Origin of the sequence: Pseudoalteromonas sp. HF66 (assembly GCF_011806445.1) — a bacterium.
In the GTDB taxonomy this organism is placed as follows: domain Bacteria; phylum Pseudomonadota; class Gammaproteobacteria; order Enterobacterales; family Alteromonadaceae; genus Pseudoalteromonas; species Pseudoalteromonas apostichopi.
Genome location: NZ_JAATOU010000011.1, coordinates 68,114 through 90,109, shown reverse-complemented (window position 1 = coordinate 90,109; position 21,996 = coordinate 68,114). Strand labels below are relative to the sequence as shown.

Here is a 21,996-nt window from a genome sequence, read left to right as displayed (position 1 = left end):
TTTTCCTACTGCTCGCCTTTTAGCAACAAGTGCCACGCTATGCCCATATATTGGTTATATGCGTTGAATGTTGCGTTATCTATTTTTGCAAAAGGTGTGCTTTGTTTGTTGTAACGCACATCATATCGCTGCTTTTCGTTGATCAAATGATATTCATAAATCCCCGAAAAGTCACCTCGCCATAATTGTTGTCCTTTGCGAGCTGTCTGAAAGCCAAAAATTGTCCGGTCTGTTGTTGGTGATAATAGTGATTTACCAACGCTATAGAATGCACTATTTGGCTTTGCCACCAAATTCAAAATAGTAGGAGCAATATCCATATGGCTGGCCAGCTGCGGTTCTGCCTTTAGTTGCTGTATAGCTTGACCATAAAAAACAATGGGTACATGAGTGAGTTCATATAAATTAGGCTGGTCATGAATGTAACGACGGCTGTAATGATCGCCAGTAATAACAAAAAGTGCATCAGGGTATTGCGACTCCATCTTATCAACAAACTCTCCAAGCATATGGTCCGCATACCAAAGGTGGCCAAGTGTATAGGGCGACAAAAGTTCTGAGTTTAACTCTCGTAATGCTGAAGGGTAATCATCAATAGACTCCAAGGGGTAGCCATACTGTTTTAAATTTAAATTAAAAGGTCCGTGATAACTGGTTGTCATTACAACATTAAAGGTATTTTCTTTCGCTTTATTAGCAACCAGTTCGAATAGTTGTTGATCATCTATACCCCACACACCTGCTGAACCTTTACCTCCCATGTCTGCTGCTGAATATAATCTATCAACACCTTGTGATTTTGCGTATGTCCCAATATTCTGCCAAGACAATAACCCCCCATAAAAAAACTGGCTGCGATAGCCTTGCTGTTCCAATTGCTCGAATAACGACATTGGACTAGCTGGTTTTTGTGGGCCAATCTTGCTCATATTAACGCCTGCATAAGGAATGCCGGATAAGATGCTTGAAAGCGAGTTCATTGTGCTACTCGCTGCAGGCAATGCATCTGGGAAATACAAACCTTTTTCAGCCAGTTTTTGTAACTGTGTTGTAAGACCTAGCCCAAAATACTTTTCTTGCAATGGCCACGAATCATAACTTTCCATTATGATAAGAAATATTCTCGATGGCTGCGTAGTAAGTACGCCAGTTGTAGTATGCTTTAAATTAATTAGCGGTTCGCTAATAGATTGATCATTAGCTAAATAAGGATTCTTGGAGTTAGCGCCATGACTCTGAAGTTCATTATAATCTCTGATTGCGTATATAAAGCTTCTCAACGGATTTATGACTAAGTTATTGGCGAAAGGATCTGGTGTCACTGCAGACCATTTGCGCATTGCAGGGCGAGATTCAAAAGACCCTCTTACAGCACAAATTGTTAAAACAACCATGATTATAACAAGCACTGTGCGCTTGACTTTACAATCCGTAAACAAATTACTCAGTACATGAAGCTGATGCCGATTAATCCAATTGCAAATGTTAAATGAAAAATACAATAAAACACATAATGTAATGACACTACCCCATGGTTTATATTGCATAGCGACTGTCTTGAGAATTGCGGCCTGATCGTCATGCAGCCCTTCAAACATGAAGTAATTAAACTGACTACCATACTCAGCTATGTAGGTCACACTAACAACACATAGTAACACGCTTAAACTAAGATATATCTGAGCACTGTAATGACGAACACTAGCAACCCAATGCGATTTTCGAATTGGTTGTAAGAAACAGTTAAAAATAAATGGAATTGCTAAGCAAACACCAGCAGCAGCAGAATCAAAGGCAAAGCCTGCTTTTAATGTCGTTGCAAATGTATCGAGTGTTAAAGGACTACTAAGATGGTCATAAAAATAGAATAAGAAAAACACTCTAAATGCCATAAATAAAGTGACACCAGCTAGCCATAACATTGCCAACCGAGTATTTTCCTCAACAAAGGCATACCACCGACTTGTAGCAAACGGCTTAAGTTCCATAAATACAATATCCCTGTAATAACAACGAAACAGAGTGTACTTAAAAAAGGAACGAATTCAATCAATCTATTGTAATTATATGTAATATTTTTGTATTACTACTCAAAATGAGGGCATGAACCGATACGGCTGGGTGATTTGATACGAGAAAATTGATTATTAGCTAATTGTTCTCGGAGTGCTTCTAGAGTTTTATAGACGCTTTTTAACGACACTTTATTACTTAACCAGCGGGGAATTGAGCCACTTGGATCTGCATAGGCTTGATGGCGTACCAACAAATTGCTTTGTTGCTCTTCTAAACGCCAATAAGCGGTAAGGTCTTTAATACGCACAATGCCTGCAACTTCGGCTTTTGCATACGGTTGGCTTTTGATTTGTAACTCTGTTTTGTGTTCATCCAAAGCATGATAACAAGAGTAACTCACTAAATCTCGGTCTGACACCGGCCAAGGCGAATTAAAATGGGTGTAAACAAGCGTTTCCGAGGGGCTTAAGCGCTCCATTAAGGTCACGCTTTTTACATTTTCAAGCCAATTTGGTGCATTGTCGGTATCACTTAACAACGCCATAAAGTCACTTGCTTTGGCATTTTTAACCAGCACAGAGGCATTAATTTCTACAATGCCAGTGTCGTGTTTTTTATAGCTAACTTTAATATCGTCTTGCTGTTTGTAAGTTTTCCATTCGATAGGATTAGCAAATGCCGATAAACTCAACCATGCTAACCCAATCCATAGGCCAAAGCGCATTGATTTACAGCCAGTAAGGGTCTGTATTAAATGAAGCGTGGCGACTTTGCTCCATTGCACTCACTAAAAATTCAGACTTTTGATCAAGCCATGATTGAATTTTTGTCAGCTCTAAGTCGTCTTGTCCTGCACATAATTGCTTTAAGTACTCAAGGGTACTTAACTCATAAATACCATGCGAGATATCGACCCACGGCATACGAAACTCATTTCGATCCTCTCTATCGAACAAAGCCCCTAAGCAGTTGCCGCTAAGTAATGAGTTTTCAAGACGCGTGCGCAGTGCCAAATAATCTTTATCTGTAAACACTTGCTGCTCAGGAATGAGCTCGTGCATGTCGTGCCAATCTTTAGCAAATAAACGCTTAGCAATATCGGCAACCGGTTTTTCCGCAGCCTGAAACTCAGCTTGCCCCCATGATTTGCGCCATTGCTTTTCAATTAACCACGTCGTTAGCTGTAATAGCAAGCGGTTGTATCGGGTGCTATGGAATAGTGTTTCAATATCGTCAATGCTTGGCTGTAGTTCTTTTAAGTCATTAATAACCTGTGTGAGCTCTGGCGCACTGTTGATCTTTTTGTAGTATGCATGGCGCTTTGAGGTGTACGTTTTTAGCTGAATTGCATTTTCAACCCAAGCTAATTCACTTAATAACCACTTTAACTCAGTGCGCAATGATTCAGTGTCGTCTTTGCTAACAATGTCGTCAAAAAGCCAAAATGTATGACGAATTAAACGAATACCGTCGGTCACACGCTTAAGCGTTTTTAAACTCGGTTTAATGAAGTAACACGCTTCATGTTTTTGTACAAAACGAATCGCGTAGTTGATACTTTCGATTAATGCTTGCTCTTGCGTAGCATCACGTTTTAACGGCACAAAGCCGATTGATTTACTTGCTTTTAATGGCTTGTCATCGGCAAGCCCATAACCACGTGCAGCTTTAGAATAAAGACCTAAGCGAACATGACTCTCACTAACTAATTTATCCGCTAATGCAAACAGTTCATTGCGGCTACCTTCGATAAGTTCGATTTCAAGTTCAGAAATTGGCTCAACCTGACCCGATGCAGCAACTTCACCTTTATCTAACACCACTTCAATTTTTGCACCATTTTCGGTTTCGAGTAACCATGTACGGCGAATGAAATTTGTACTAAAAATTGGGTATAGATTCTCAGCAATGGCAGACACTTGCATTCCATGCGGCCAAATAGCGGCATCAAAAGCAAGTAAATCAGGGCGATTACCTGTGAGTGGCAAGTTGTATTCAGGGCGCTGATGAAGACCACCAACCACTTCGCCGGCAAGTTTGATGGTTTGCTCACAATCACTATCGCAACAACGAGTACGTAGGCCAATATCTAAAGCACGTAATTCTCGGCTTGGCGTATCGTAATAAGCATTTTGTAAGCTTCGCGACGGTTTATTAGTAACGGTTTTTGCAAATTGGGTAATTAATGCGGGGATCAGTGGAACAACGGCATCTGACACCAAAAACTTCAGTTCTATCTCAGTATCCATTCGTTTTGCGGAGTACATTTAAAATAAATAAGTGCTCAAAATAAACAAAGCAGCTACTTAATGCAAATTTTTTCCTGATTTTTGCGACCAAGTCTAATCACGGATTACAATATCAGCCTTGCTATTGATAGTTGAAATCCCTACTATCTCTATACTTAAAGAAATTATAAATTTAGCCACTTCTAGGCAAGATCACATTAACAAGGTAGATTGATGTTAAAACAGTGTATTTTTGGGTTGCTCCTTGCGGCCACCTCTTTTATTAGTTACGCAGAAGAAGCGCCAAGCAGCGACAGCCAAAACACCGCCTATATAGTCGATAACCTGTACACCTTTATGCACTCTGGTCCAAGCAAAAACTACCGTATACTGGGCTCAGTCGATGCAGGTACACAAGTTATGTTGTTATCGGATGAAGATAATGGTTACTTTAAAATTCGTGATGATAAAGATCGTGAAGGCTGGGTAGAAGCAAAATTCGTAACCGAAAATGCAGGTATCCAACAACAATTTCAAGCCCTAAATAATGATATGACGTTAATGCAAGAGCAACTTCGTCAAGCAGAGATTGAGCTGCCGCAATTACAAGAACAAAATAGAGCACTGACAGATCAAAACCTAGCACTTAGCAAGCAAATCGAAACCCTTAAGAACACCATCGAGTCTGAGCGTAATGCAAAACAAACCGCAAGTGCTAAAGAGAAACGCCAGCTATTAACTTATGGCGGTGCCATTGCATTTATTGGTTTACTGTTAGGCATTATCCTAACTGTAGTGTTATCTCGCCGTAAACGCTATGACGGCTGGGCATAACCGGTAAAACTGCAAAAAAGCACCTATTGGTGCTTTTTTTGTATCTATATATCGAATCTAAGTCCGGTATCTTGTTTAATTTTTTCGATAACCATATAAGTATGATGTGTACCAACCCCCGGAATATCAACTAAATCTCCAAGCACTTGGCGGTATTCATCCATATCTGAGACTCGCACTTTTAATAAATAGTCATAGCCACCAGCAACCATGTCACATTCAACGACTTGAGGAATATTTAAAATATACTCGCGAAACACTTTAAAAACAGATGTATTAGATGTCACCAAGGATACTTGCACGTGTGCTAACAAGCTCTGGTTAAGTTTACCTTCGCTAAGCTTTGCGTAGTAGCCTTCGATGTAGCCTTCTTGCTCTAAACGTTTTACACGGTCTAGACACGGGCTTGGGCTCAGGTTTACCTGTTTTGCGAGGTTTACGTTCGATATTCTGCCATTTTTTTGCAGAGCGTCTAAAATTGCTAAATCGATGCGATCTAACATGCGTAATCTATTCGGACTGGTCATAACAGAATTTTATGCGGCTAAGTTAACGGTATGCCCTGTAAATTATCGTAAATCGAAAAATTTAACCAGCATATTCTGCTGGATTTTAATTAGAATGCACGAATTATATCAATGGTAAGAAATGCAATTAGTTCATTTTTTAGACTCCACACACCAGAGGGTTACATATGCTATTTAATGGCGATTTGACAACTGAATGTCCAATTAGACAAAAGATCCGTGATTTCTACCGTATTGACGAAAATGCGGTTATTGATCACATTTTGCCTTTGGCTGAAGTAGGCGTGAAAGCGCGTAGCCGAGCGTGGGAACGTGCTCGTCAAATGGTTTTAAATATCCGTCGCGATCAGGATGGTCAAAGCGGTGTAGATGCACTATTAAATGAGTTTTCACTTTCAAGTGAAGAAGGCGTTGTTTTAATGTGTCTTGCAGAAGCACTATTACGCGTTCCAGATAAAGCGACGCAAGAGTCACTAATTCGTGACAAACTTGCTAAAGGTGACTGGAGCTCTCATTTAGGTAGCAGCGATTCTTTATTTGTAAACGCCTCATCTTGGGGTCTGTTAGTAACCGGTAAAATGGTTAATTACAGCGACAAATCGAAAGAGCAACAGTTCGGTGTGCTTAAGAAAACAATAGGTCGTCTAGGTGAGCCTGTTATTCGTAAATCTGTGAACTTCGCGATGAAGATCATGGGTAAGCAATTCGTTATGGGTCGTACTATTGACGAAGCAATTGAACGTGCAGCGGATAAAGAGCAAAAAGGCTACGTATATTCATACGATATGCTAGGTGAAGGCGCGCGCACCATGAAAGATGCTGAGCGTTACTTCCAAAGCTATATGACTGCTATCCACGCAATTGGTAAAGCGGCAAATGGCCGTGGTCCAATCAAAAGCCCGGGTATCTCAGTTAAGATATCTGCAATTCACCCGCGCTATGAATTCACTCATCGCGAGCGTGTTATCACTGAAATCGTACCTAAGTTAAAAGAGCTTGCGCTTGCAGCGAAAAGCTACGATATCGGCTTTACTGTTGATGCTGAAGAAGCTGACCGTTTAGATATCTCACTAGATGTGATTGAAGCAGTATTTAGCGATGACGATTTAGGTAACTGGAACGGCTTTGGTTTAGCAGTTCAAGCATATCAAAAACGCGCTATTTTTGTGGTTGAGTGGGTTGCAGAACTTGCTCGTCGCGTTGGTCGTAAATTAATGGTTCGCCTTGTAAAAGGCGCATACTGGGATACCGAAATCAAAACGACTCAGCAAGATGGTTTAGATCACTACCCTGTATTCACACGTAAAGCGACCACTGACGTTTCTTACAAAGCGTGTGCTATCAAACTACTTGAAGCTCGTGATGTTCTGTATCCGCAATTTGCTACACACAACGCATATACTGCAGCAACAATTTTAGAAGTCGCGAAAGGCGACAACGAAGGTTTTGAGTTCCAACGCTTGCACGGTATGGGCGAGTCATTATTTGATCAAATCGTTGAGAAAGAAAAAATTCAATGTCGTGTTTACGCACCAGTTGGTCAGCACGAAGACTTACTTGCGTACTTAGTACGTCGTTTATTAGAAAACGGTGCTAATTCATCATTCGTAAATGCGATAGTTGATACCACTAAGCCTGTTGAATCACTATTACCTGATCCTGTCGAAACGCTGCAAGGTTTACGTAATAAATACAATACGCAAATTAAAATGCCAATTGATTTATATGGTGAAGAACGTGCTAACTCAAAAGGCATGGACTTGACTGACATCAATGTAATCACACCATTTAAAGAAAACCTTGATACGTGGTTTGAAGAGCATCGTATTGAATTAAGCGATGTGCCTGAAGGTTCTATCCCTGTGAAGAACCCTGCAAACCATAAAGAAATCATTGGTCATGTGAAATTACAATCATCAGAAGAGATGACTGCACTTTTAGAAAATGCAGAGAAAGCATTTGAATCATGGTCACAGACACCTGTTAAAGAGCGCGCAAACTTACTACGCCGCGTTGCTGATATCCTAGAGCGTCACCACGATGAACTTGTCGCTATTTGTATTAAAGAAGCAGGTAAAATTACCCAAGATGGTATCGATGAAGTTCGTGAAGCAGTGGATTTCTGCCGCTACTACGCAGCACGCGCTGAGGAACTATCAGAAGATGAACGCTTTGAAGCGCGTGGTGTGATCTTATGTATCAGCCCATGGAACTTCCCGCTTGCTATCTTCTTAGGTCAAGTTGCCGCAGCAATCGTAACTGGTAACACAGTTATTGCTAAACCTGCTGAGCAAACCAGCCTAATTGCTCTTCGTACCATTGAACTTATGCTATCTGTAGGTTTACCAGAGCATGTTGTACAACCTGTTATTGCTCGTGGTAGCGAAGTAGGTAAAACTATCGTTCCTGATGAGCGAATTCAAGCTGTTATGTTCACAGGTTCTACAGAAACAGGGACTCTCATTTCGCAAACACTTGCTGCGCGTAACGATATTCAAGTACCGCTTATCGCTGAAACCGGTGGTCAAAACTGTATGATCGTTGACTCAACAGCTCTACCAGAACAAGTTGTTGATGATGTGATCAGTTCAGGTTTCCAAAGTGCTGGTCAACGCTGTTCTGCACTACGTGTATTATTCTTACAAGAAGATGTTGCTGATGGCATCATTGAGATGCTTAAAGGCGCTTTAAAAGAGCTTCACGTTGGCGACCCTTCATTACTTTCAACGGATATCGGTCCTGTTATCGACGAAAAAGCACTTAAAAACTTAACTGACCACGTTGAGTACTTAAAAGGTAATGCAACACTTCACTATGAATGTGCAATTCCTGATAACAGCGAAAACGGTGCTTATTTCTTTGCACCTCGTTTATACGAGATCAAAGATTTATCGGTGCTTAAACGCGAAGTTTTTGGCCCGTGTGTACATATCATCCGCTTCAAAGGCACAGAGCTTGATAATGTGATTGATCAAATCAATGGCACTGGCTTTGGCTTAACCATGGGTGTGCACTCACGTATCGAAGAGCGCTGCGAGTACTTAGCGAAAATGTCACGTGCAGGTAACGTTTACATCAACCGTAATATGATCGGTGCGATTGTTGGCGTACAACCTTTCGGTGGCCGTGGTTTATCTGGTACAGGCCCTAAAGCCGGTGGCCCTAACTACTTACAACGTCTTGTGAAAGAAAAAGCATCACCAGATAACGTACAAATGACAAATCTAACACCTGATGAGTTAGATACTCACCACTACTCAGGTGCTGCTGAGCAAGTTGCTAAGCTGATGGATAACTCATTACGTGATGAAAAAATCTGGCGTGCAACACCACTTAACGACCGAGTTTCTGCTGTTCGTCAATTACTTGCAAAAGTAGCGACTGTTGAAATCATTGATGAACTTGCTGATGACTTAGCGTTAACCTTAGCTGATGCACGTGCACAGCTTAACCGTCTTGAAAAACACATGCGTAAACACACTGTGTTGCCTGGGCCAACGGGTGAGTCTAATACGCTGCACTTAGAGCCTCGTGGTTGTGTAGTTTGTTATGCCGACAAGAGCACATCGTTTAACTTCTGGGCAATTTCAATTATCACAGCATTAGCTGCTGGTAACACAGTAATCACGGTTGCTTCTGAGTTATTCTTTGATGAAGCAGTTGCATTTAGAGATAAGTTTATTTCAACAGGTATTGCTGAGGGTGTATTCCAAGTTGCTAAACCTAATCAGTTACAAGCAATTTTAGCACATCCTCACCTTGCTGGTGCTGTTGTAGCTGCACGCTCATCACGTTTAGGCTACTTCAGCCAGCAGCTAGCACAGCGTAAAGGTGCGATTCTGCCAGTGATCAGCTCAGAGTACTACGACACGCTAATCAAGCGTTTATTAACTGAGAAAACAATTAGTGTTGATACAACCGCATCTGGTGGTAACACATCACTAATGACATTGGTTGAAGACGACGAGTAATCGTATTGATTAAAGGAAATTAACCCCTCCTGAGCTAAATAAAAGCCCTCGCAATTGCGAGGGCTTTTTGATTTTTAAAGATACCTTTTCATTATTCTTGTTTACCGAGATACAGATTTTCTGCTAGTTTTATAGTATTGAACTCGATTAGAAGTAAAGGCCTTGAAAACACTCCCTATCAATCAACTTAAGCCGGGCATGTTTGTCCAAAGTGTAACGAAACAGACTGGCAAGATCCGTATTAAAAACCAAGGTTGGGTAAAAACACAGGGAAGCATAGACAAGCTGATCAAGGCTGGCATATTAGAAATAGCTATCGACCCAAACAAAACACTGACTTTAGACAGTGAGAATAAAGTGGTTGAGCAGCAAAATAATCCACAACCTGCTGACGACACCACTGCTTTTGATCCCTGGCACACCACTCATAGTGTGTCGGCAGAAATGAGTAAGGCAAATAGCTTATATAACGAAGCAAAGTCATTACAAAACAAAGCCTTTGACGATATACGTGATGGTAATAAAATTGATATAGCTCCTTTTAAAGACCTAGCAAACGGTTTTATTGATTCGGTTTTTCGTAATCAAGACGCCCTCGCCTGTATCACTCGTATGCGTGAGAAAGATGCTTATCTACTTGAGCATTCAATCAACGTATCAATTTTAATGAGTATTTTTGCCAAACATTTAGGGATAGAAAGATCGATAATCCAAGAAATTGCCACAGGTGCATTACTGCACGACATCGGCAAAATTAATATTCCGGATGAAATTCTCAATAAGCCAGGCAAGTTAACAGATGACGAATATAAAACCATTCAAGATCATGCTCGCTTTAGTAAAGAGATTTTAGAGCAAGCAGGCTTGAGCGGGATTGCTGTTGATATAGCTGGCTTCCACCATGAGCGCCTAGATGGCAGTGGCTACCCATTTGGTAAAAGCGCTGATGAAATAAGCTTGTACGTACGTATGGCTTCAATTGTTGATGTGTATGATGCATTAACCGCTGAGCGGGTCTATAAAGCTGGTATGGAGCCAATAAAGGCGTTTAAGATACTTAAAGATGGCTGCCCAGATAGCTTTGATGGAGACCTAGTAACCAAATTTATACAGTGTATCGGTATTCACCCTGTTGGCACCTTGGTAAAACTTGAAAGCCAAAAATTAGGAGTGGTAACACGTAGTAACCCTACCAGCCCATTAAAGCCCTCTGTAAAGGTTTTTTATAATGCCAAACATGCACACTATACCGAAGTACAAGATATCGATTTAGCAAACAGCCGCTGTCACGATAGCTTAGAAGCAGCTGTCAGACCGACTGACTTTAATATCGATCTGATCCGCTTCTTTAAGAACTCTATTTTACCTTAGCCCTTGGTAAGACTGGCTATTCAGGCCAGTCTTGTAATGCTTTTAATGTAAACTCATAACCATCGTAGCTTAATAAAGTTTGCTCTGGGGTGATTTCAACCACAGATAACACGCCGATGTTATCTCCTTCATATAACTCTCGGCCATTAAGCTTTATCCAACGCTTAGACGTTTCTGAAGCATAGATGTGTGCTTGGTATTTAATTGTTGGAATAAGGCTTTGTAATGCATCTGGCAAGAGTTCAATAGGCTCTGCATAGGACGTGTTTTTAGTACTTCGAGTAATATCGACACTACGTTTGCTGTCAACATCTTCAACAGCCTTAGCAAAAGCGTCTTTCAATGTATCTGGCACATCTCTTAACTCATCATTGGCTGATGATGTAGAAACAGGTTGAACTGGCTGACTACCGAGTGGTTTACCAAGCACCTTATATTTACTTAAATCGACACCGTTACTACTCATTTGTTGAGGATTAATTTGCTGCATTGGTTGCGAGAACTGTGGCTGTGATTGATACGCAGGCTGATTTTGGTATACCGGTTGCTGGTACTGAGGTTGTACTTGATAGCCTTGATTGGCGTACACAGGAGCTGAATTAACTGGCACTTGCACCCATTGATATTGCTGACCTTGCACCGGAACTTGCTGCATCATTTGTTGCTGTACCGCTGCTTGTTGCATTACTTGACCTTGCTGAATCGCAGCTGCTTGTCCTGCATTATTTGTAGCTTGCTGAGGTTGAATTTGTGCTACTTGCTCTTGTTTAGCAGGCTGTTCGTTTTCAGGGCTTGTCTTAATCTCAGTCGGGGTGCTTTTGGTCACTTCATTGTTGTTATTAACGACCTTTGGTTGCTCGGCAAATGGTTTAGTTTTCTGTAACCATTTACCAATCGAAAATCCAGCCATAAGCGTTAATATTGCCGCTAGTAATAGGCCAAATAAAAAAGCTAATCGACGATAACGTTTAAGTTCTTGCTGTTGTTTGAGCGCTAGTGCAGCTTGATCGTGATCAACCGCGGTTTGTTCGTGCTGACCTGACTGTTTAATTGCATCTAATAATAATGACATAAATGTAAACTCGTTATATTAGGTAGGATAAACCAATACCCATCCCTAATACGGCTAAAAATGAAACTGGGTAAAGCCAAACATAACTCGGCTCTTTATTTTCTACTGCAGCAACAGGAGTGCTGGTTGGCGGTAGTGCTTCGGCGGCAGAGCGCATCACAAGCTCACTGTCAATACTCAGCTTTTGTTGAGAAAACGCGCCGACTAGGCAACGCTCACACAGTAAATTGATTAACCTTGGAACGCCTTGAGTAACTTGATAAATCGCTTTTAATGCATCACCCGAGAATAAAGCTTGTTCTGTCCCCGCTTTAAACAAACGATGCTTAACATAGGCAAACACTTGCCCTTCAGTTAGTGGCAATAAGTGATAACGCGCAGTGATTCGCTGAGCAAGTTGTCTTAATTCAGTGCGTTTTAGTAGCTCTTGAAGCTCCGGTTGCCCTACTAACACAATTTGCAGCAGCTTCTTATGATCTGTTTCGATATTGGTTAACAGCCGCAACTGTTCTAACACATCTGGCGCGAGTAGTTGTGCTTCATCAATAATTAAGATGGTATGGCCGCCTGCTTGATTATTTGCCTCAAGGTGTTTTTTGATTACATCAGTGAGGGTCTTTAAGGTCGCATTAGTGCTGTCATAGTCGATATTCAATTCATCACAAATACTGGCAAGCAGTTCAAGCTGTGACAAAGCAGGGTTATGAATTTGTGCTACTTGAGTATTTTCAGGTAGCTGCTCTTGCAGGCTTCTCGTTAGTGTTGTTTTACCTGTACCGACTTCACCTGTTAATAAAACGAAGCCACCCGCTTCACCTAATCCGTAGGTAAGGTGTGCTAATGCCTCTTTATGACGCTCACTAAGAAATAAATACTCAGGATTTGGGGCAATTGAAAAGGGTTTTTCTGACAAGCCAAAATAGCTTAAATACACCGTGTTATTCCTTGCGTTTAAAATCACGGTCTATAATGGCAAAAAACCTCGCTACTTAAAACCTTGTTTACATTTTATTGGTTAAATAACGTAAAATAGCCAAAAGGCAAAATTAGAGGTGTTTTATGCAGGTTTATTTAGTCGGTGGCGCAGTCAGAGATGCCCTACTTGGTCGTGACATTAAAGAGCGTGACTATGTGGTGGTTGGCGCAACGCCTGAGCAACTTATTAGTCAAGGCTATCAACAAGTTGGTAAAGACTTCCCGGTATTTTTACATCCTCAAAGTAAAGAAGAATACGCGCTAGCTCGCACCGAGCGAAAACAAGGCCAAGGCTATAACGGCTTTATTTGTGATTTCGCGCCGGATGTGACACTAGAGCAAGACTTAATTCGCCGAGATCTCACTGTAAATGCTATTGCACAAGCTGAAGATGGCAGCTTAATTGACCCTTTTTCTGGCCAACAAGACTTAGAAAATCGCTTACTTCGTCATGTTTCTGATGCCTTTAGTGAAGATCCATTGAGAATATTACGGGTAGCCCGTTTTGCAGCTCGTTATCATTACCTAGGTTTTACTATTGCTCCAGAAACCAAAGCTCTTTTAATTGATATGGTGCAGGCGGGTGAACTTAACACTCTCACCGCTGAACGAGTGTGGTTAGAGTGCGAAAAGTCTCTCAGTGACGGTGCATTTAGCGAGTTTCTAAATGTGCTTGCTAGTATTGGCGGTCTGCATGTCGTAAGCGCGGAGCTTGAAGAAAAGTGGTGCGATGAGCTTTACAACACGCTACAAGCACGCTTTGCCTATGCTAATAAACTGAAAATTAATGACATTGCAGTGTTATTCAGTCAAATCACCTTATCGCTTTCAAGTGACGAGATAAAGACCATTGCAACTAGCATACGCTTACCTAATGAAGTGCGTGATTTAGCGCTATTTAGTCAAATACATCAAACAACGTTAAGCGCAGAAAAACCGACTAGCGAGGCTATTTTTAGCAGCTTTAATCAACTTGATTTATGGCGTCGCCCAGAACGCTTTGAACAGGTATTAAAGGTTTTAGAGGTTAGTCATCAACAGTCAGTTGCCTGCTATGAGTCACTAATAAAAGCAGCAGCGCAAGCGCGTGCAGTTAATCCGCAGCAGTTTATTGCGCAAGGTATTAAAGGGGCAGAAATAAAAACCGCGCTTGAGCAAGCGCGGTTAGAGGTTATTAAAAATTACTTTTCGTAGCGCACCAAACGCAAATAAACATCAGATGTTTTTGCATGAAGGCTATTTATGCCTTTATCAAATTGATACACCCAAGCAAGATCAGTGCGACTGATCCCTGAAGTGCTACTCCAATAGTTTTGCAGCTTAGTTGATAAAAACGCCGTTTCGTTAATACTAGGCTGCACACAACTGTGCTCTAAAATGCTTGCTAACTCCTTAACATTTGGCACATGCCAATCGCTGTAATCAGCAAAGGTTGCATTTTCGGCCCCGCGCAGTGCCTCACCCCAGGTAAGTTGCTGGCTGGTCCCTTCACAGGTATCCGTTTCACTATTATAGCTTTGACCAAATGTACAACGTTGCCACATAAGGCCCGTTGCGCTGTCGCTGACTGTACCATCTTCGTTAATCACAAAACGGCTATCAGGGGTGGTCTCTGTGACGGCGTTATAACATACTTGCGCTGCGACATAACCCGATTGCAAAGCAATAACGGTAAGTGCGGTAATTAAAGGTAACTTTCGCATATTACTCTCCCGGCGTTCTGACTAAGCGCACAAAGGCGGTGTTATTTTTGGGGTACGCTAAATCATTAGCACTACTCATATCAATAATATAGGCCTGCGATAGACTTGTACCATCTGCCGCTGTTTGTGAGGTCCAATATGGCATAAACGAACTGCTACTAGTACTTAGCTGAGTATCACTAGGCTGATTAGGGAAAAAGTCTGTATTAAGTAACGTAGACTCACCTTGTTTGGCATAATCTAATAGCCCTAATAATTCAGTGTAAGTGGGCACACGCCAGTTTGTACCACCGCAAAAGTCGCGGCTATTTACATCATCAATATAAGTTTGCAAGCCACAGTTACTAGTACTTGGGCATGAAGAGCCCGCAGCCCCTTGCACACTGCCAGTTTGCACTCCAGTTGAACCATTTAGATACCAAGTATAATGATTTGATCCAGCACGCTCGGTGGTTGACGGTGGCAATGTTGAACTTGCTTCTTTCACTTCCCATATTAGCCCTGTCACGTTATCGCGTACGCAGCTAAAGCGAGTAGCATCATCAGGTAGTTCATCGGCAAATTCATTCATTTTCGTAAAATCAAACGCCAAGTCACCCTGACCAACTTTATCGAGTTGATTTGCGACGCTGTCACGACCTATATCAGCATCTTGGCTTGGAAAGTCTTCGCTGTCACAATTAATTTTTTGTGAGTTGTTGTAGCAATCACTCATGCCGGTATCATTAATTAAACCCAGAGGTTTTGGACTTATATCTATAATCACAATATCCGTGTCGCTACGTGATTTACTATCTGTCACGGTAACTTCAAAGCTCAGCTCTGAATCGGTATCAACATCAGGAGCGACGAAAGTTGTGATACATTGGTTCTGGTTTGCCAAAGTCACTGTTTCGCCTGTTAATTGCTGCCAAAAACATGATTTTGTTGCCGTCACGATTTCACTATTGCTAGCATCAAGCGTCACGGTATCAAACTCAATAACTTGTTGATCAACGCCCGCATCAGCAATAATTACTTCAACCGTTTTATTTAATGTAAACGACGCTTCAGTACTTGCTGAACCACCTTCATCGTCAGTTACAGTCAAGCGCCAAGTCATCGCTGTATTTGATTCAAGTAGTGGGTGAGTGAAACTAATGGTTTGCTTGTCGTAACTATCAGCCGTTAATTCAGGACCATCAAGTTGAGTCCATAAGTAGCTATCAACCGAACCATTTTCATCGATATCAGCAGACTCTTCGCCACTTAATGTAATCACATCATTGTATTGTGATGGTAACTCTTCTGGCGCGGTTTGAGTGATCACTGCAACAGGCAGTTGATTATTAGAGGTAATAAAAATACTAACTTGATCGGAAACAAGTTGCCCATCAGTTTGATAATTAACTTTTAAAACAAGTTCAGAGTCGAGTTTAATATCAGGAGCGGTAATGGTTTGTTCTGCGCCTTCAGCTGGAAAACCTTCTACTGCTGGGCCACTGACTCGCTCCCAGGTAAAAGTGCCATCTGCTGGAGAGCCTTTGGCAGAGACAGTAAATTCACTTTTTTCAATAATTTGCTGATCTGAGCCTGCATTAACTGTTGCTGCAACTGGATTCGAATCACTCGAACCACCACCGCCGCCACAGGCTGTTAATGTCGTTAATGCAACTAGGGTAAGAGGCACTAATCTCATGTTTACCACCTTAAAATGCAAAGTCGGTCATGGCCGACTGCCAAATAAGCTAATAATAAGCAATTAAAGTGCCAGACTCGGGTTTATAAATAACTTTCTTGATGGATACGAACGAAAAGCTTTGTACCTACTTTACTGTAATCGACTTTGTATTCTCTGCCATCGAGGGCTTGGATAAACAACAAACGTTTTTCTTCTGCAAATACATCAGGGCTTGCTACATACACCATCTCTAAGTAGCGCTCTTTGGCTTCACGACGGTTTTTTGGCAGGTCTTCTTTAAACGGCTCTAAACCATTTTGAGTAACTTTAATGCGTGGGTGATTCTCACCATTCACAACCACTAAGTCGAGTTTTTTATCTTTGTGTATTATTGTGTTTCGACCGCTTTTAATAAAAGAACGTTCTTGACTCATAGTCTTATCCTGCTACTTACTGCACCTAACTGCTTACTTTTTCTGTAAACGCGCCTCAATAAACTCATTAGGATTCAGTTTCCAACGATTTAAATCAGCACTAAATTGCCAAATATCAACATCAAGAACATTGGCTGGCAATAATAAATCGTATCCTGTTAATTGCCTTAAATGCTGCGTACGATTAGCAAACATGGCAATCAATCCTTTGTAAAGCTGACCACTAGGGGCAGTGTAGTCCGTCTCTTCTATTAACCATTCTGATGGGCAATCACCATTTTTGCAATATTTTTGAATGACTTGCATAAATAAATGACGTTGCTCTATCAGTAATCGTCCAGCAATTCTCGGGGAAATCTGAGTTAAAAATTCATCTATGTTATTGAGTTTAATACCAACTGCGTTTAACTCAAGGTATTCTAAGCCTTGTTCCACTTTTGGTATACCACTATGATGAAAATTAGCACGATTTAGCTGCCAATTCCCAATTTTATGATGATAAATAAGTAAATTCTGAGTAAATGTTAGGCTAAAGTATGGTTCTTGAGTTTTTAAAAAGCCAATAAAAATTGCGGCAATACAGGTTGTTGCTAAAAAAATCTCAACAATGCTAATTTCACCGGGCCTCAATAAGTTAACCAACATAATAATGATTAACCCAATACCGCCAACAATTAAAAACTCGCTGCCATGGCGAGATGCTTGAGCACGCACTTTGAGTGCAGGAAGTTTCTTATCCATATACTGAAAAGTAAAAAATAAACATCACAATTGTGACCAAAACTATCTTTCTAAGCGTTAAACAATAATTACACTTTGGTTCTTTACCCATACTAAAACCTCTCTTTTAGTCACAATAAAGGAACAAATTAGCCGAACTTTTAACTTTTACGCCAAATGCACAAATTTATGAGATACCTGACATACGGGGCACGTACTAATTTTGTACACTACACTCAACTAATTTTCTGGTAACACGATGATGTATTCTACACAATCTGGTAAAGCACTTTTTCCTTTTATTATTACCCTTTTACTTGGGTTATGTATTTATTTGTATTTACCTTCAAGCCAAGGGGAGCAAAGCAACTTTGGCAACCGTGCAACACAAGTAACAGCGCACACTGTTACAGCCGAGGAAAATGCAGTACTCATTGAAGCAATTGGTAGCGCTCGTGCTAACCAAGCGATTTATATTCGCAGCGCGCAAAACGATTATGTTACCGATATCTTTTTCAATGATGGCGACTTAGTGAGTAAAGGTCAAAAACTAGTTCAATTGCAATCTCAAGAAGAAGAATTAGCAGTAAAAGAGCTAAGTATTAATTTACGCGAAGAACGCCGCCAACTTGAGCGCCTCACTGAGTTATCTCGCTCACAAGCGACTGCTAAATCATTACTTGAAGAGCAATTATCGCGGGTTGACGCAACCGAAGCACAACTTGAAAGTGCTAAAACAAAGCTGGCAGAAATGACCATCAAAGCGCCATTTTCTGGCTTGCTAGGCAAGCGCGAAATTTCAATTGGTACTTATGTTAGCAATACAACAAACATTACCACACTTGATGATATCAGCATTATTAAGGTCGACTTTAAGGTGCCAGAAAAATACCTAGCTCAGTTGCAGCTTGGTATGAAAGTGATGACGCAAAATGATGCCTACCCAGAAAAAACCTTTAACGGTAAAGTGACCCACATTAGTTCTCGTATTGATTCTATAACACGTAGCGTTGAAGTAACTGCAAGCTTTATTAATAAAAGTGGTTTATTGCGACCAGGCATGTTGCTGAACACGGCGTTAGAGTTAAGTTCAAACCAAGCGCTAATGGTGCCAGAGAAAGCCGTAATCCCTCAGCAAGACAAACACTATGTGTTCCAAATTGAAGATGGCGTTGCTAACAAAGTAGAAGTACATGTGGCAGGTCGTCACAATGGCTGGGTAGCCATTGATAAAGGCCTTGAAAGTGGTCAGCAAGTTGTGACTGAAGGCATTATTAAGATCCGTACTGGCAGCAAAGTAAGTATCAAGGGCTAAACCATGAAAATTACTGATACTAGCGTTAAACGCCCGGTCTTTGCGATCGTAATCAACCTGTTATTACTTACCTTTGGTTTGGTGGCATTTTCTATGCTCCCACTGCGAGAATACCCGGATATTGAAACACCGATTGTCAGCGTTAGCACTGATTACACTGGTGCCAGCGCAGAGATTATTGAAACCAAAATCACCCAAGTACTCGAAAACCGCATTTCGGGTATCGAAGGCATCAAAAGTATTAATTCATCGAGCCGTAATGGTCGCTCAAATATCACCATTGAGTTTAATATCAGCCGTGATATCGATGCTGCATCAAACGATGTACGCGAACGTGTAGCCCGTGCCCTAGATAGCTTACCTGAGCAAGTTCGCCCGCCAGAGGTATCTAAATCAAACAGCGATGAAAGCCCAATTGCATGGTTCGTACTAAACAGTACTACCATGGATTCATTACAGTTATCTGATTATGCACAACGCTTTATTGTTGACCGATTAGCCGTTGTTGACGGTGTCTCAAACGTGCGTGTTGGTGGTGAACGTAAATACGCAATGAAAATCTGGTTAAACCGTAAAGCGATGGCTGCACGCGGTATAACCAGTAGCGATATCGAAAACACGTTACGAACTGAAAACGTTGAATTACCCGCTGGAGAAATCGAGTCTATCGACCGTGATTTTACAGTACGTACCGCCCGTAGTTATAAAGATCAGCGAGACTTTAGAAACTTGGTTATTAAACGTGGTGAAGATGGCTATTTAGTACGTTTAGGTGAAGTGGCTGATGTTCACTTAGAAGCCGCTGACGACGAAAGTCTGTTTCGCGGTAATGGCAGAAATATGATTGGCTTAGGCATTGTAAAGCAGGCCAAAGCCAATACTCTTACCGTCGTTGATAATGCCCGCGCAGAACTTGAAAAAATCAAGCGTAACCTGCCAGAAGGCACAACCATTCAAGACAGCTATGACTCATCTATCTTTATCAAAGAATCAATTGATGAAGTATATAGAACGCTTGGAATTTCAATGGCACTGGTTGTATTGGTTATCTACCTATTCTTAGGTAATATTCGTGCAACACTCGTACCTGCAGTCACGGTACCAGTAGCGCTAGTTGGTAGCTTTATGTTCTTGCTTGCTATGGGTTACTCAATCAACTTACTGACTCTATTAGCTCTCGTTCTTGCGATAGGTTTAGTCGTAGATGACGCAATTGTAATGCTTGAAAATATTCACCGCCGAATAGAGTTAGGTGAACCGCCTCTTCTTGCTGCGTTTCGTGGTGCCCGTGAAGTTGGCTTTGCGATTATCGCCACTACGCTCGTACTAATTGCGGTCTTCGTACCACTGGTGTTTATGGATGGCCGTATCGGCGCACTATTCACCGAATTTGCTATGGCAGTAAGCGCCGCAGTGTTCTTCTCTAGTATTACAGCCTTAACCCTTTCTCCGGCACTTTGCTCAAAAGTACTGAAGCCATCAGAAAAAGAAAGTAAGTTTAGCCAGTGGATGGATAGAACATTTAACAAAATTGAAAACGCCTATCGTAATTCACTTACTTCAAATATGAGTCGTAAGTGGAGCTTACTACTAATGATGATTTTGGCTGGTGTTGCCAGCTTTATGCTATTTCAAAAAGTGCCATCAGAGCTGACGCCAAAAGAAGACCGTGGAACATTCTTTATCATGATGAGCGGCCCAGAAGGCGCTAGTTATGAGAATAATGCGGCTAACATGGCAAAAATTGAAGAGCGTTTGATGCCTTACTCTGAATCTGGTGAATTAAGTCGCGTGCTTATTCGAGTCCCGGGTTGGGGTGGTCAAGGTGGCGTGGCTATCATAGGAATGGCTGATTGGGATAAACGCAAGCGCTCAACTTGGGAAGTAATGGATGAAATTAGCGGTAAGATGACGGAAGTGACCGATGTACGGGCTTTTGCGATTATGCGCCGAGGTATCGGTGGCGGTGGTTCATCACGCCCAATTGAGTTTGTATTGCAAGGTAACGATTACGATCAACTAGCTGATTGGCGAGACCGTATTATCCAGCGTGCAGAGAAAAACCCTGGTTTGGTGAGAATCGACCATGATTACAAAGAAACCTTCCCGCAGTTTTTAATCAACATTGATAAAAACAAAGCTGCAGATTTAGGTGTTTCTGTATCTGATGTAGGTCGCACGCTAGAAACCATGTTAGGCCAACGTCGCGTAACGACCTTTATCGACCGCGGTGAAGAATACGATGTAATTTTAAAAGGGACCAAAGAAGATTTTGCTAACCCGACTGATATTTCAAATATCTACTTAAAATCACGCAGTGGCGAATTGGTTCCGCTAGATAGCTTAATTAGTTTAAAAGAAGAAGCCACAGCGTCTCGTTTGAACCGCTATAACCGTATGCGCGCAATTACGTTAAGTGCGAATTTAGCAGATGGCTATACCTTAGAAGAAGCGCTGAACTTCTTAAATCAAGTTGCGGCTGAAGAAAATGACATAGACGGTGCAATTGACTACAAAGGTGAATCGCAACTATTCTATGAAGGCGCATCAGCAATGACCTATGTGTTCATTCTTGCACTAACTGTAACTTTCTTAGTACTTGCAGCCCAGTTTGAAAGCTTCATTCACCCGTTTGTGATCATGCTTACCGTTCCGCTTGGTTTAGTCGGCGCATTATTTGGCTTATGGTACACAGATCTCACTCTGAATATTTACAGCCAAATTGGTATCGTAATGCTAATTGGTTTGAGTGCGAAAAATGGTATTTTGATTGTTGAGTTTGCTAACCAACTACGCGATAAAGGCGTTGAATTTGACGAAGCGATTACTCAAGCAGCTACGCAGCGTTTACGCCCCATTATCATGACCTCACTGACCACTGTAATGAGCTCGGTACCGCTAGTACTTGCAAGTGGCCCAGGTGCAGAAAGCCGTATGGTAATTGGTGTGGTGGTATTTACTGGTGTTATTGTTGCAACCTTACTTACCTTATTCGTAGTACCTGCAGCATACAGTGCGCTAGCCAGAAATACCCAGTCGCCTGAGTACTTACAAAGCAAGTTAGAACAACAGGCAAAAGATAAGCCGTTAGAAGAAATTTAAACGAGTTTAAGATGTTACAAAACGCCGTATTTACGGCGTTTTGTTTTTTCAGCTATAGTCAGCAAAAA

The 21,996-nt window shown here is 41.5% G+C and carries 16 protein-coding genes; 6 read left to right on the top strand and 10 right to left on the bottom strand.

Annotated features, from left to right (window positions below):
* Positions 1 to 5: 5 nt before the first annotated feature.
* The 3 genes from HCZ11_RS12385 to HCZ11_RS12375 form a co-directional block, all read right to left on the bottom strand.
* A complete protein-coding gene (locus HCZ11_RS12385) occupies positions 6 to 1,988 on the bottom strand; it encodes an LTA synthase family protein (protein WP_167658546.1) in 1,983 nt (660 codons plus the stop codon).
* A gap of 98 nt (positions 1,989 to 2,086) precedes the next feature.
* Positions 2,087 to 2,740 (bottom strand): START domain-containing protein, encoded by a 654-nt coding sequence (locus HCZ11_RS12380; protein WP_130050685.1) that lies wholly within the window; start codon positions 2,738 to 2,740, stop codon positions 2,087 to 2,089.
* A gap of 4 nt (positions 2,741 to 2,744) precedes the next feature.
* Positions 2,745 to 4,265 carry a CYTH and CHAD domain-containing protein gene (locus HCZ11_RS12375; protein WP_167658545.1) on the bottom strand — a complete coding sequence of 507 codons (1,521 nt, stop codon included), beginning with the start codon at positions 4,263 to 4,265 and terminating at the stop codon, positions 2,745 to 2,747.
* A 213-nt stretch (positions 4,266 to 4,478) separates the two neighbouring features.
* Between HCZ11_RS12375 and HCZ11_RS12370 the strand changes: the two genes are divergently transcribed.
* Positions 4,479 to 5,078, top strand: coding sequence for a TIGR04211 family SH3 domain-containing protein (locus tag HCZ11_RS12370; protein ID WP_130050683.1), 600 nt, complete (start codon positions 4,479 to 4,481; stop codon positions 5,076 to 5,078).
* Between the two features lie 44 nt (positions 5,079 to 5,122).
* Here the strand turns inward: HCZ11_RS12370 and HCZ11_RS12365 are convergent, their stop codons facing one another.
* On the bottom strand, positions 5,123 to 5,605 hold the full coding sequence (locus HCZ11_RS12365) for a winged helix-turn-helix transcriptional regulator (protein WP_130050682.1): 483 nt from the start codon (positions 5,603 to 5,605) through the stop codon (positions 5,123 to 5,125).
* Positions 5,606 to 5,772: 167 nt separating this feature from the next.
* On the opposite strand from HCZ11_RS12365, the gene putA reads away from it, so the two are divergent.
* Both putA and HCZ11_RS12355 read left to right on the top strand, forming a co-directional pair.
* Positions 5,773 to 9,576, top strand: a complete 3,804-nt coding sequence (gene putA / locus HCZ11_RS12360) for a bifunctional proline dehydrogenase/L-glutamate gamma-semialdehyde dehydrogenase PutA (protein WP_167658544.1) — start codon at positions 5,773 to 5,775, stop codon at positions 9,574 to 9,576.
* A gap of 162 nt (positions 9,577 to 9,738) precedes the next feature.
* Positions 9,739 to 10,947, top strand: coding sequence for an HD-GYP domain-containing protein (locus tag HCZ11_RS12355; protein WP_130050680.1), 1,209 nt, complete (start codon positions 9,739 to 9,741; stop codon positions 10,945 to 10,947).
* A 16-nt stretch (positions 10,948 to 10,963) separates the two neighbouring features.
* On the opposite strand, the gene HCZ11_RS12350 is transcribed toward HCZ11_RS12355, so the two are convergent.
* Positions 10,964 to 12,019 (bottom strand): general secretion pathway protein GspB, encoded by a 1,056-nt coding sequence (locus tag HCZ11_RS12350; RefSeq protein WP_167658543.1) that lies wholly within the window; start codon positions 12,017 to 12,019, stop codon positions 10,964 to 10,966.
* A 13-nt stretch (positions 12,020 to 12,032) separates the two neighbouring features.
* Positions 12,033 to 12,953, bottom strand: coding sequence for an ExeA family protein (locus HCZ11_RS12345; protein ID WP_130050678.1), 921 nt, complete (start codon positions 12,951 to 12,953; stop codon positions 12,033 to 12,035).
* Positions 12,954 to 13,078: 125 nt separating this feature from the next.
* On the opposite strand from HCZ11_RS12345, the gene HCZ11_RS12340 reads away from it, so the two are divergent.
* On the top strand, positions 13,079 to 14,188 hold the full coding sequence (locus HCZ11_RS12340; protein WP_167658542.1) for a tRNA nucleotidyltransferase: 1,110 nt from the start codon (positions 13,079 to 13,081) through the stop codon (positions 14,186 to 14,188).
* On the opposite strand, the gene HCZ11_RS12335 is transcribed toward HCZ11_RS12340, so the two are convergent.
* The 4 genes from HCZ11_RS12335 to HCZ11_RS12320 all read right to left on the bottom strand — a co-directional run bounded on the left by HCZ11_RS12335 (position 14,176) and on the right by HCZ11_RS12320 (position 17,532).
* Positions 14,176 to 14,697 (bottom strand): DUF1566 domain-containing protein, encoded by a 522-nt coding sequence (locus tag HCZ11_RS12335; protein ID WP_130050676.1) that lies wholly within the window; start codon positions 14,695 to 14,697, stop codon positions 14,176 to 14,178. The two genes, HCZ11_RS12340 and HCZ11_RS12335, sit on opposite strands and share 13 nt — an antisense overlap.
* A gap of 1 nt (position 14,698) precedes the next feature.
* Complete coding sequence (locus HCZ11_RS12330) at positions 14,699 to 16,375, bottom strand: DUF1566 domain-containing protein (RefSeq protein ID WP_167658541.1); 1,677 nt, start codon at positions 16,373 to 16,375, stop codon at positions 14,699 to 14,701.
* An 83-nt stretch (positions 16,376 to 16,458) separates the two neighbouring features.
* Complete coding sequence (locus HCZ11_RS12325) at positions 16,459 to 16,791, bottom strand: hypothetical protein (protein WP_167658540.1); 333 nt, start codon at positions 16,789 to 16,791, stop codon at positions 16,459 to 16,461.
* 33 nt (positions 16,792 to 16,824) lie between these two features.
* A complete protein-coding gene (locus tag HCZ11_RS12320) occupies positions 16,825 to 17,532 on the bottom strand; it encodes a DUF2982 domain-containing protein (RefSeq protein WP_130050673.1) in 708 nt (235 codons plus the stop codon).
* 241 nt (positions 17,533 to 17,773) lie between these two features.
* On the opposite strand from HCZ11_RS12320, the gene HCZ11_RS12315 reads away from it, so the two are divergent.
* Both HCZ11_RS12315 and HCZ11_RS12310 read left to right on the top strand, forming a co-directional pair.
* On the top strand, positions 17,774 to 18,826 hold the full coding sequence (locus HCZ11_RS12315) for an efflux RND transporter periplasmic adaptor subunit (RefSeq protein ID WP_130052251.1): 1,053 nt from the start codon (positions 17,774 to 17,776) through the stop codon (positions 18,824 to 18,826).
* Positions 18,827 to 18,829: 3 nt separating this feature from the next.
* Positions 18,830 to 21,928, top strand: a complete 3,099-nt coding sequence (locus tag HCZ11_RS12310; RefSeq protein ID WP_130050672.1) for an efflux RND transporter permease subunit — start codon at positions 18,830 to 18,832, stop codon at positions 21,926 to 21,928.
* The last annotated feature ends 68 nt before the right edge of the window (positions 21,929 to 21,996 follow it).

Coding starts and splice junctions, on each gene's coding strand:
- putA (WP_167658544.1), top strand. CDS start 5,773: ATGCTATTTAATGGCGATTTGACAACTGAATGTCCAATTAGACAAAAG.
- HCZ11_RS12380 (WP_130050685.1), bottom strand. CDS start 2,740: ATGCGCTTTGGCCTATGGATTGGGTTAGCATGGTTGAGTTTATCGGCA.
- HCZ11_RS12330 (WP_167658541.1), bottom strand. CDS start 16,375: ATGAGATTAGTGCCTCTTACCCTAGTTGCATTAACGACATTAACAGCC.
- HCZ11_RS12315 (WP_130052251.1), top strand. CDS start 17,774: ATGTATTCTACACAATCTGGTAAAGCACTTTTTCCTTTTATTATTACC.
- HCZ11_RS12310 (WP_130050672.1), top strand. CDS start 18,830: ATGAAAATTACTGATACTAGCGTTAAACGCCCGGTCTTTGCGATCGTA.
- HCZ11_RS12350 (WP_167658543.1), bottom strand. CDS start 12,019: ATGTCATTATTATTAGATGCAATTAAACAGTCAGGTCAGCACGAACAA.
- HCZ11_RS12375 (WP_167658545.1), bottom strand. CDS start 4,265: ATGGATACTGAGATAGAACTGAAGTTTTTGGTGTCAGATGCCGTTGTT.
- HCZ11_RS12335 (WP_130050676.1), bottom strand. CDS start 14,697: ATGCGAAAGTTACCTTTAATTACCGCACTTACCGTTATTGCTTTGCAA.
- HCZ11_RS12385 (WP_167658546.1), bottom strand. CDS start 1,988: ATGGAACTTAAGCCGTTTGCTACAAGTCGGTGGTATGCCTTTGTTGAG.
- HCZ11_RS12320 (WP_130050673.1), bottom strand. CDS start 17,532: ATGGATAAGAAACTTCCTGCACTCAAAGTGCGTGCTCAAGCATCTCGC.
- HCZ11_RS12365 (WP_130050682.1), bottom strand. CDS start 5,605: ATGACCAGTCCGAATAGATTACGCATGTTAGATCGCATCGATTTAGCA.
- HCZ11_RS12340 (WP_167658542.1), top strand. CDS start 13,079: ATGCAGGTTTATTTAGTCGGTGGCGCAGTCAGAGATGCCCTACTTGGT.
- HCZ11_RS12325 (WP_167658540.1), bottom strand. CDS start 16,791: ATGAGTCAAGAACGTTCTTTTATTAAAAGCGGTCGAAACACAATAATA.
- HCZ11_RS12370 (WP_130050683.1), top strand. CDS start 4,479: ATGTTAAAACAGTGTATTTTTGGGTTGCTCCTTGCGGCCACCTCTTTT.